7 tRNA genes are annotated in these 655 nt (G+C 49.9%); all 7 read left to right on the top strand.

Annotated features, from left to right (window positions below):
- Positions 1-7: 7 nt before the first annotated feature.
- The 7 genes from JCM19055_RS22125 to JCM19055_RS22095 all read left to right on the top strand — a co-directional run bounded on the left by JCM19055_RS22125 (position 8) and on the right by JCM19055_RS22095 (position 643).
- Positions 8-83: transfer RNA gene (locus JCM19055_RS22125), tRNA-Val, on the top strand.
- Positions 84-99: 16 nt separating this feature from the next.
- Positions 100-175, top strand: a tRNA-Thr gene (locus JCM19055_RS22120).
- A gap of 35 nt (positions 176-210) precedes the next feature.
- Positions 211-286: transfer RNA gene (locus tag JCM19055_RS22115), tRNA-Lys, on the top strand.
- Between the two features lie 11 nt (positions 287-297).
- Positions 298-372: transfer RNA gene (locus tag JCM19055_RS22110), tRNA-Gly, on the top strand.
- A 13-nt stretch (positions 373-385) separates the two neighbouring features.
- Positions 386-462, top strand: a tRNA-Arg gene (locus tag JCM19055_RS22105).
- A 6-nt stretch (positions 463-468) separates the two neighbouring features.
- Positions 469-545: transfer RNA gene (locus JCM19055_RS22100), tRNA-Pro, on the top strand.
- A 22-nt stretch (positions 546-567) separates the two neighbouring features.
- Positions 568-643: transfer RNA gene (locus tag JCM19055_RS22095), tRNA-Ala, on the top strand.
- Positions 644-655 lie beyond the last annotated feature (12 nt).

Below are 655 nucleotides of genomic sequence, written 5' to 3'. Positions count from 1 at the left end.
GATTTTTGGAGGATTAGCTCAGCTGGGAGAGCATCTGCCTTACAAGCAGGGGGTCGGCGGTTCGAGCCCGTCATCCTCCACCATTTCTTTTTAGTTTTTGCCGGTCTAGCTCAATTGGTAGAGCAACTGACTTGTAATCAGTAGGTTGGGGGTTCAAGTCCTCTGGCCGGCACCACTTTTCATTTTTATAAAATGAACAACTTATGTGATGAGCCATTAGCTCAGTTGGTAGAGCATCTGACTTTTAATCAGAGGGTCGGAGGTTCGAGTCCTCCATGGCTCACCATTTTAACTACTGCGGAAGTAGTTCAGTGGTAGAACATCACCTTGCCAAGGTGGGGGTCGCGAGTTCGAATCTCGTCTTCCGCTCCAAACAAGTATATATGCGCCCGTAGCTCAATTGGATAGAGCGTCTGACTACGGATCAGGAGGTTAGGAGTTCGACTCTTCTCGGGCGCGCCATTATTACGGGAAGTAGCTCAGCTTGGCAGAGCACTTGGTTTGGGACCAAGGGGTCGCAGGTTCAAATCCTGTCTTCCCGACCATTATAAAAATTCTATGTAAGATGGGGCCTTAGCTCAGCTGGGAGAGCGCCTGCTTTGCACGCAGGAGGTCAGCGGTTCGATCCCGCTAGGCTCCACCATCTTTTTTTTGT

The organism is Geomicrobium sp. JCM 19055 (assembly GCF_000698185.1).
GTDB lineage: Bacteria > Bacillota > Bacilli > Bacillales > Marinococcaceae > Geomicrobium_A > Geomicrobium_A sediminis.
This window is presented reverse-complemented; position numbering and strand designations above follow the sequence as displayed.